Source organism: Methylobacterium nigriterrae (genome assembly GCF_037106235.1).
Taxonomy (GTDB): domain Bacteria; phylum Pseudomonadota; class Alphaproteobacteria; order Rhizobiales; family Beijerinckiaceae; genus Methylobacterium; species Methylobacterium nigriterrae.
In genome coordinates, this window is record NZ_JBAWTG010000179.1 from 1 (window position 1) to 7,491 (window position 7,491).

A 7,491-nucleotide genomic window follows, 5' to 3' on the forward strand; every position below is an offset into this window, starting at 1 on the left:
GCCTCCTGACCGCACTTGCCGAACTGCCGCTCTCCGAGCCTCTGGTGCAGGAGATCCTGCGCTCGGGCCCGTATTCCCTCCACGCCTTCCACCACGGCGCTGGCTGTCGGGTGATTGGTGCCGTGCTGCACGGCAGGCCTAACGTCCCATTGCCAGTGGCGGCGCCGTCGCCTCGCCCGCGGTCACGCCGCCGGGGTGCCCCCATGGTGCCCGCCTCGCAACTCGACCTGTTTGCTGCGTCCGGTCTTTGAGAGTAGAGGCCTTCTGATAAGCTATTGCTACATCAAGTAAATTTTACGTGGTCTTGCCCATTGGGGGCTTTGCCCATGTGCCCGAATGTACAAAGGACCAGTAGGCCAAGAGACCAAGGACCCACTCGTGGCTTTGGGGGAACGCCCAGAAGCCCGAAAGGGTAAGCGCACAGAAGGGCAAAAGGGCACTTGCCCAGAAGCCCTGAGGTGCTTTCGGCCAATAACCCAGATGGGTTTACGCCCTGTTTACCATTTGGGCGCTAGCCCTGTCGGGCGCACGGGTTCTCGCTCGAAAGGGATTTAGGGCAATGGCTGTCGTGAGTGTTTGCTCGACCAAGGGAGGTGTCGGGAAGACAACCTTGGTCATCTGCCTCGCCGATGCCTTCGCGCGTCAGGGCGGCAGCGTCGCCATCATCGACGCTGATCCGAACGGCCACGTCGCCTCGTGGCGAGAGAGGGCAGGGGAAGACTGCGCGGTCGACGTGATCTCGGGCGTCAGCGAGAAAGCGATCCTCGATCGGATCTCGGAGGCAGCCTCGCGCTACTCCGTCGTCCTGGTCGATCTGGAAGGCGCGGCTTCGCAGGCCGTCACCTACGCCATCGCTGAGTCAGACCTGGTGCTGATACCGAGCAAGGTCTCAGGGATGGACCTGCAGGAGGTCTTCCGGACCTATGAGGTCGTCCAGCGCGCCGAACGGATGCTCCGCCGCTCAATCCCTGCCCGGGTTGTCCTGACCCAGATGTCACCTTTGCAAAGCCGTGTCGCACAGCACGCCCGGCAAGAGATCCAAAGCGCCAATATCCCGGTGCTCCGGACCGAGGTTATCCAGCGCGCGGCCTACCAAGCCATTCACTTCACGGGCTCTACACCGGCTGGTCCGGACGGAGATCCGAAGGCGCTAGGGGAGGTGGCTGGCGTCCTAGAGGAAATCCTCGCGACACTGGCTGAGCAGCAGCAGGCGGCATGACCGAGATGATGAAGCCCTCATTTCAGCCTGCGCCACGGCCGCGGCCGCGCACCAGCCCAGAGGAGGCACTGCAGCTCGCAGCGGCCACCGGCGACCTTGGGTTCACCAGGGCCTCGACGGCTCCTGAGCCGGAACGCGAAGCGCCTCCAGTCTATCAACCCATCAGCCCGAAAGCCCAAGAACCCAAATCCCCCATTGCCCCGGTCAAAGCTGCTGCTTTGAAATTCGAGGTTCCTGACGAGGTGTGGATTGCGCTGCGCCAAGAGGCACTTAATCGTCGCGTAACGGTGAAGTACCTCGTCCTCGAAGCACTGGCAGCGAAGGGCTACAACGTCGATCTGACCTCGGTCCCCGAGGACGGACGGCGCATCCGGTAAAGAGCCGAGGCATGATCACGACAGCCTTTCTGGGCATACTTGCCACCGCTCTTGGGGCTGCTGTGGCTGGCGCGATCAGTGCGCTGGCCGAGAGGTGAGGGGAGTGGCTTCCATCAGCGAACTACCCTTGCTCGAACTCACCACGGAGAACGCCGAGTTGCGCCTGCAGCTCGCCGAGGCGCAGGAGCAGTGCGTCGAGATGGCAGTCGACGCTGGCGAGCTTCACGCCGAGATACGGGTACTCCAGACCCAGCTCGCCGCAGCCGAACGGGATCGTGATGCATGGCGCGCGGAAGCGGAGCGCCTGATCCTCAAGGCGGTCGCGTGAGGAAGCGAGCAACCCGTCGTCTCTCAACATCCCCACCTGAGACGCAGCATCATCACCCCGCGCTCGCGCCCTTCTCCGGGGCTCCGCAGCCTCGACGGTCGTGCGGGACAGGACCTCACGCAGCGGCCTTGGAAGCTCTTGTGAGGCTCTTACAGTGTGTCTGCCCTCCATTGTCCGCGCGCAGCATGCCAGACGACATGCGAGCCGCCCTTGAGCGGCTGCGCCGAGCGCGAAGCGGCTGAACGATCCGTTGAGGTTAACGCCTGCTTAGCTAGCCTCTGGGTATCGGTGCTCCGGGAGGTGCCCATGACCGTTCTGTTTGGTCTGGTGGTGTTCGTGCTGATGCTGGCGGTTCTGGCTTCAAAGGGCCGCCCGACGGCCTTCCTGGGCTGCCTATGCCTGCTGGGGCTCGGCTGCGTGATCGCCTTGTCGAGCTTTAAGGGCATCGTGCGGGCAATCGCATAAACTCACTTCCAGCATCATCCGCCAAGAAAGAACTCCGCGAGCCTCGCGCTGCTGGGCTGAAGCTGGTTTCGCTTTGAGAAAGCGGGCTTAGGCGCCGAGCGCGATGATCTCCCGCAGGATCACGGCCGCGAGCCGCACACCAGGGTTGGGCTCCAGGAACTCTCCGGTATCCTCCATCTCGGCCAGGCAGCGGCGCGCCTTGGCCTGGATGGTGCGCAGCTCGCACGAGGGCTCGGCGATGGCGCGATCCGGCTCAAGCCGAGAGAAGCAGGTTGCGGCAACGAAGCCGACTGACACTATGGAGCCATGAGCGAGCCCCGACCCAAGTTCCGCCCCTACACCCTCAACGTAGCGCCCGACCCGCGCGATGAGGGTGGCTGGCTGTGGGCGATCCACAGCAACGGAAAACTGATCCAGAAATCTCGCCGGAAGCTGATCTCTGAGGCACAGGCCAAGCGGGATGCGCAGGGCGCGATGGAGATGCTTCTTGAGGACAGAACGCCCGACTAGCGTCCTGAGGATCAGGGGCGGCGCGCGCCAAAGCCCGAAGCGAGCAAACCATGTCCGAGCCGAAGAAGTTGGTCCGCGTCCTGACCACGGCAGTTCCGGAGGGCTTCGAAATCACAATCGAGGCCGATGATGGTCGCGTGCTGAGGGTGATGGCGACGGCCCAGCAGATCGAAGCTTTGGCTCGCCAGTTCACGAAGCTGGCAGACGGTGAGGAGCAGGCCGGCGGCTGAACAGGGCACCTGAAGAGGGCTCAGAGGAGATACCAATGGCCGATGACCACAGCAAAGAGCGGAAGCAGGCCGAAGCGGAGTTCGCCAAGACACAGGATCACTCGAAACCAAAGCCAGCGGACGAACCAACCGTCAGCGCAGCAGACGAGAACACCGCGCGCCTGAAGGCAGCGCGGCCGGCGCGGGACGCAGGAGACGAAAAGGCGAAGGGCAAAGGGCGGCGGTGAGCGGGCTCGCTCCCTCGCGCAGCGACAACCCCTACGAGCCCGTGAGCAGATCTAGGTCGGCAGCGTCACAGGCTCGCTCGGTGTCCCGGGTTAGGCTACGCAGGCGGTCCTGCCAGCCTCTGCCAATGTCGGTCGATGGTGGCCATCAGCACCGGCATGAACGGCGAGGACGGATTGAGGCGAGTAACCCCCGTGCTGAGGGCGTCCAAGGCCTCGGTCTGGGCGTCCAGCCCTTGGACGGGCGCAAGGTAGGCCCAGATAGCTTCGTCGACGGCGCCAACGCTGGCTGACTGCTCGTTACCGAGACGGGCCTCGAAGGTCTGCAGAGTTTGCTCAAGAGTGGCCATGGCGCATGTATGGCTCACGGATCGCAGCGATAGAACCCCCGCCCTGAGATCGCGGCCCTGCGCTCAGCAGTAAATGGCTAGCGCCAAAGGTAACTTGCCGACGTGACACAATAGGTTTTGCTTGTGAACAATTTGATATCGCTACTGGTACTGGTCTTCTATGGCACGGCGGATGGTTGTTGAGTCATCCAAAATATCAGCCAGGCTCCTGAAACGATTTCCATCTCGCGCAATTAACAGGAGTTAAGGGCAGCCACTCGCTGCTGATAACCGACAGCGCTCTCGGCGGGGGTGCTGCCTGCAGGTGAGTGTGCGATGCGAGAAGCCAGCGATTGTCCACCCAATACCGGGCCCACCTCCGATCCCGTGTTGTATGGCGTGGCACGCGGCCTGGAGCGCTTATTCCCGCCCGTCGATCACCCAACCTCCTTCGAACACGGCTCCGAGATCGGTTCGGGCCCGGGTGAGGCAATGCACGAAGAAGCACGGGATCAGCGCTGAGCCATGCACACCTCGAACAACCGAGGCCGAGCTTCGGCCGAAGATCTCAAATGCCGATATGCCCTGAGGGCCACCATCGAAGATGGCTTGGCCGATGAGCTGGGTGAGATGGCAGCACGATTGAAGCGGCAGGGCCACTTGGAGCAAGCCCAGCAGTTTCTGGACACCTCCCGCCGCCATCGCGTGGGCGCCGTGAAGTACCGCGCCTTGATGTCAGCGCTTGAGGTTGAACAGGGGTGAGGGCTACGTCGCAAGGCTGAGCGCTTCTCTGGCAGCCTCTGCGAGCGGGGGCCGCTGACCAGCGGTGGCGACCCTGGCGGGTATGTCGAAGCGCATTCTGCCGGCGGTCTATTCGCCTGAGCGTCAGCGCTCTGCCGCCACCAGTTTCGGAGCTTTGCTGACGGATCGGGTTAGCCCCTGGATCGGCGAACGAGCCCGGCCGGACTTCTGGGCAATCGCCTCATCCTGCTCCTCGATCACGCGGCGGGCTGGCTCGTCACCATCAAGGCCACCCAGGACCTCCACCGGCACCCGGCGGTTGGAGGCTTGCGATCCATTCTCATAGACCACATCGAACAGCACGAAGCCGCGCTCCTGCGGCCTCATCTTCACACGCTTTGCCATGCTCAAGGGCTCTCATTGGGATGGGCGCCGAGCGCCTGAAATGCCAACGGCCACGGATGTCAGGACTGAGTGCGCGTACATCCGGCGTCACCCGATCCCGGCATCGTGGCCGTCTCCGATCAAGCAGCGCAGAGCATTGCGACCGGCATGAGTTTGATATGGTGGCGCGATGGTTAATGTTCAATGAAGCGCCCCTGCGCGCTGAGCTGATCCAGCATCCCGCCCACGGGCCGTTTCCTGCTTTGCCGACGCCAGCTACTTAAGAGCTGGCATGACGATCTGCGGGAGATAACAGGTGGCTGCGACCACGTTGGATGAGGTGTTGCTGTAGATCAGCCCTCCAGCGGTGGGAACGAAGGCCATCCGGTAAATCTCGGTGTAGCCGCCTACCTTGCTCTTCGTGTTGAAATCGACGCAGACGACGCTGACAAGCTGACCATTCGCGCCAGGGACTATCGTTAGATCGCTAATCCTGACTGAGCGCAGGCCATGAGGATCAGCTAGGTTTTTGCGCATCCAATCGAGGATTGCGGCCTTCTCGGCTTGTGTGACTGGGCGTGCTTCTGCACCAGCCGTAGTCATCAGCATGGTCATGACGACAGACGCTCTCGCGGCCTCAGCGAGGCTCGGTACGCCCCTCATGCGGCGGTCAGGCGCTTGGTGTTTGCGGCCACATGCTCGCGGTAACGGGAAATGACCACTTCAGGTGAGCCGCCTTTCAGGATCGTACCGGCCGCTTCCATGGCCGCATCGACCTTCTCGGAGACCATCGACTGCATCTCAGCGTTGGCCTCTGATCCTCCCCAGGCGATCCTGACCAGCCGGAGTTCGATCACCTTTTGCGCCTCAAAGGCCAGCATCAGGGAACTGAAGAAGGGATTGTACATAGGGGCACTCCGCACCGCAGGACGCGGCACATATTGGTAGGAAGCTCGCTTGGTGAGTTCGCCCACCGAGCCGTCGTAGATGTTCGATGCCTACGGCAGCGCGCCGATCATGCCCTTGGCTTCCGTCATGGTGTCCTCGCAGGCGCGCTGATGACCCTGGCTGTCCTCTTGAATTGCCCTGGTGATCAGGTGGCGCGCGTCAGAAATGCGGGCGGCTGTCGGGATCATGCTGACGTCGCTCGGCTCACCGGCCGGAGCCTCCGAGAGCGCCTTCGGCGAGTTGCTGCTGCGGATCGTATGGTCGTCCTGAAGGCCAGCCACATGAACGGCACCAGCGCTATCAAGGCGGCGCTCAATCGTTCCGATCTGCTCACCACAGGAAGTCGCCCGAGCAGGAAGTTGGGCGAGACCGAGCAGGAGAGCAGACGCAGCAAGGCTGAGTACGAGGCGCATAGAGATTTCCTTTGATCGACCTATCTGCCTGCGATCCGGCCGAAGGGAACCGGGGATGCCGTGGCGGCCAGCAGAGAGTGTCCTGTTCAATCAACGGTACGCCGACCGAAATGTTGCGCTGCAGCATAAATTAATTTGCCCTGCGGTTTATGAGCACGCCGATGTCCATCAGCATCAGAGACCACGCCGCTTCTTGGGGGCACACTCGGGAGCTGGTCAGCCGTTGCCTCCAGGGCCTCGTCCTTGGGGTTCATCCGCGAGTTCCGCATCAAGCCGGGCCGCAGCTTCGCTGGGTACATCGAGCGCCTCTGCCAGCATCTTGAGAAACTGACGCTCCTGCAGGGTGTCTGGATCAATCGCCAAGCGCGCTGCGGCGTAGATGCGGATGGCTTGCTCGGGACTGCTTATCCGCTCAGTGAGTTCGTCGATGTCTGCTGGCTCGGTCAGCTCCTTCGCAAGCCAGGCGCGGGCATCGCCGCTGATCCCGGCTGCGGCTAAGGACTTGTCGAGACGCCTGCGCTCCTCCGCATCCATTAGGCCGTCCGCCATTATGGCAGCGACCATGGCACGCAGCATGATCCGCGCCTCGTCCTCGCTCACACCCGAGTGGTCGAAAGGCGTTATCGGAGCGGCGTTCTCACCTGCAGTCGGTGCGGCACTACCTTGGCGTGAGGGGGGCTTTGGGCCGCCTTGCAGCGCGCGTACGGCAAAACCTGCGACCAGCGCCAAGCCGCCCAGAACCGCTGTGGCCGCGATGCTGCTTGCGTGCCGCTCGCGCACCAGAGCATCGACCATCTGCTTTGCGTCGTTCATGGCGAGGTTCTCCGGACCACGGGTGAGATCGGTCCTGAAACTGCCAAGGCCCCCTGCCGGTTCAGGCATTCGCCCGGTTCCGAATGCTCAGGCTGTCAGCAGCGTCATTCGCAGATTTGCCGCCATTCGTACCGCTCGGTGAATGGGTTCAGCATCTGCACCGGCCGGCACGTGGTCGCGCCGGCAGGTGGGGACATCGCAGGTGGCGGCGAGGACGAGGGCACAGTCGGGCAGGTGCGCGCCGGGCAGTAAGGCGCAACCCCTTCGCTGCTGTCACACAGCGGCTGGACTGCACCGTCAATGCACTCACACGTGCACATCGCGAACGCAGAAGCGGGCGCCAAGCCGAGGACGAGACTGAGCAGCGCCCACCGCATGCCAGGTCTCTCCCGGCGTTGACTTAACCGTCCTGCCCACGCGACATGGCATGTCCGGCAGGCTCGCTCCTGCGAGTCGTGAGCCGGAGAAGGAGACCGCCGCGACGAAGACCTAAGCCCAAAACGCCAACGG

General features: G+C 63.0%; 16 protein-coding genes. 9 read left to right on the forward strand and 7 right to left on the reverse strand.

Annotated features, from left to right (window positions below; genetic code table 11):
* From WDW90_RS33180 to WDW90_RS33200, 5 genes are all read left to right on the forward strand, one after another.
* Window positions 1-251 (forward strand): hypothetical protein (locus WDW90_RS33180; protein WP_336491910.1); only part of this gene is annotated, 251 nt, incomplete at its 5' end.
* Between the two features lie 308 nt (window positions 252-559).
* Entirely contained in the window at window positions 560-1,219 is a 660-nt protein-coding gene (locus tag WDW90_RS33185; RefSeq protein WP_336491911.1) for a nucleotide-binding protein, read from the forward strand.
* Window positions 1,216-1,596: a hypothetical protein gene (locus tag WDW90_RS33190; protein WP_336491912.1), complete on the forward strand. Its 381-nt coding sequence runs from the start codon at window positions 1,216-1,218 to the stop codon at window positions 1,594-1,596. Before WDW90_RS33185 ends, WDW90_RS33190 begins: the two co-directional genes overlap by 4 nt.
* 103 nt (window positions 1,597-1,699) lie before the next feature.
* The gene (locus tag WDW90_RS33195; protein ID WP_336491914.1) at window positions 1,700-1,924 is read left to right on the forward strand and encodes a hypothetical protein; all 225 of its coding nucleotides are present in this window, start codon (window positions 1,700-1,702) and stop codon (window positions 1,922-1,924) included.
* A 306-nt stretch (window positions 1,925-2,230) separates the two neighbouring features.
* The gene (locus WDW90_RS33200; protein WP_336489876.1) at window positions 2,231-2,389 is read left to right on the forward strand and encodes a hypothetical protein; all 159 of its coding nucleotides are present in this window, start codon (window positions 2,231-2,233) and stop codon (window positions 2,387-2,389) included.
* 87 nt (window positions 2,390-2,476) lie between these two features.
* Here WDW90_RS33200 and WDW90_RS33205 read toward each other — a convergent pair whose 3' ends face one another.
* Entirely contained in the window at window positions 2,477-2,686 is a 210-nt protein-coding gene (locus WDW90_RS33205) for a hypothetical protein (protein WP_336491916.1), read from the reverse strand.
* A gap of 9 nt (window positions 2,687-2,695) precedes the next feature.
* Here WDW90_RS33205 and WDW90_RS33210 point away from each other — a divergent pair, with 9 nt between their 5' ends.
* The 3 genes from WDW90_RS33210 to WDW90_RS33220 are packed head-to-tail and all read left to right on the forward strand — an operon-like array spanning window position 2,696 to window position 3,356.
* Complete coding sequence (locus WDW90_RS33210; protein WP_336491918.1) at window positions 2,696-2,899, forward strand: hypothetical protein; 204 nt, start codon at window positions 2,696-2,698, stop codon at window positions 2,897-2,899.
* A 50-nt stretch (window positions 2,900-2,949) separates the two neighbouring features.
* Window positions 2,950-3,129, forward strand: a complete 180-nt coding sequence (locus WDW90_RS33215; protein WP_336491920.1) for a hypothetical protein — start codon at window positions 2,950-2,952, stop codon at window positions 3,127-3,129.
* A 35-nt stretch (window positions 3,130-3,164) separates the two neighbouring features.
* On the forward strand, window positions 3,165-3,356 hold the full coding sequence (locus WDW90_RS33220) for a hypothetical protein (protein WP_336491921.1): 192 nt from the start codon (window positions 3,165-3,167) through the stop codon (window positions 3,354-3,356).
* A gap of 95 nt (window positions 3,357-3,451) precedes the next feature.
* Here the strand turns inward: WDW90_RS33220 and WDW90_RS33225 are convergent, their stop codons facing one another.
* Window positions 3,452-3,703 carry a hypothetical protein gene (locus WDW90_RS33225; RefSeq protein WP_336491923.1) on the reverse strand — a complete coding sequence of 84 codons (252 nt, stop codon included), beginning with the start codon at window positions 3,701-3,703 and terminating at the stop codon, window positions 3,452-3,454.
* 504 nt (window positions 3,704-4,207) lie between these two features.
* Here WDW90_RS33225 and WDW90_RS33230 point away from each other — a divergent pair.
* Window positions 4,208-4,444 (forward strand): hypothetical protein, encoded by a 237-nt coding sequence (locus WDW90_RS33230; protein ID WP_336491925.1) that lies wholly within the window; start codon window positions 4,208-4,210, stop codon window positions 4,442-4,444.
* Between the two features lie 123 nt (window positions 4,445-4,567).
* On the opposite strand, the gene WDW90_RS33235 is transcribed toward WDW90_RS33230, so the two are convergent.
* The 5 genes from WDW90_RS33235 to WDW90_RS33255 all read right to left on the reverse strand — a co-directional run bounded on the left by WDW90_RS33235 (window position 4,568) and on the right by WDW90_RS33255 (window position 6,981).
* Entirely contained in the window at window positions 4,568-4,828 is a 261-nt protein-coding gene (locus tag WDW90_RS33235; protein WP_336491927.1) for a hypothetical protein, read from the reverse strand.
* Window positions 4,829-5,083: 255 nt separating this feature from the next.
* Complete coding sequence (locus tag WDW90_RS33240; protein ID WP_336491928.1) at window positions 5,084-5,422, reverse strand: hypothetical protein; 339 nt, start codon at window positions 5,420-5,422, stop codon at window positions 5,084-5,086.
* Between the two features lie 44 nt (window positions 5,423-5,466).
* On the reverse strand, window positions 5,467-5,715 hold the full coding sequence (locus WDW90_RS33245; protein ID WP_336491929.1) for a hypothetical protein: 249 nt from the start codon (window positions 5,713-5,715) through the stop codon (window positions 5,467-5,469).
* A 90-nt stretch (window positions 5,716-5,805) separates the two neighbouring features.
* Complete coding sequence (locus WDW90_RS33250; RefSeq protein WP_336491931.1) at window positions 5,806-6,168, reverse strand: hypothetical protein; 363 nt, start codon at window positions 6,166-6,168, stop codon at window positions 5,806-5,808.
* A gap of 216 nt (window positions 6,169-6,384) precedes the next feature.
* The gene (locus WDW90_RS33255) at window positions 6,385-6,981 is read right to left on the reverse strand and encodes a tellurite resistance TerB family protein (protein WP_336491932.1); all 597 of its coding nucleotides are present in this window, start codon (window positions 6,979-6,981) and stop codon (window positions 6,385-6,387) included.
* Window positions 6,982-7,491 lie beyond the last annotated feature (510 nt).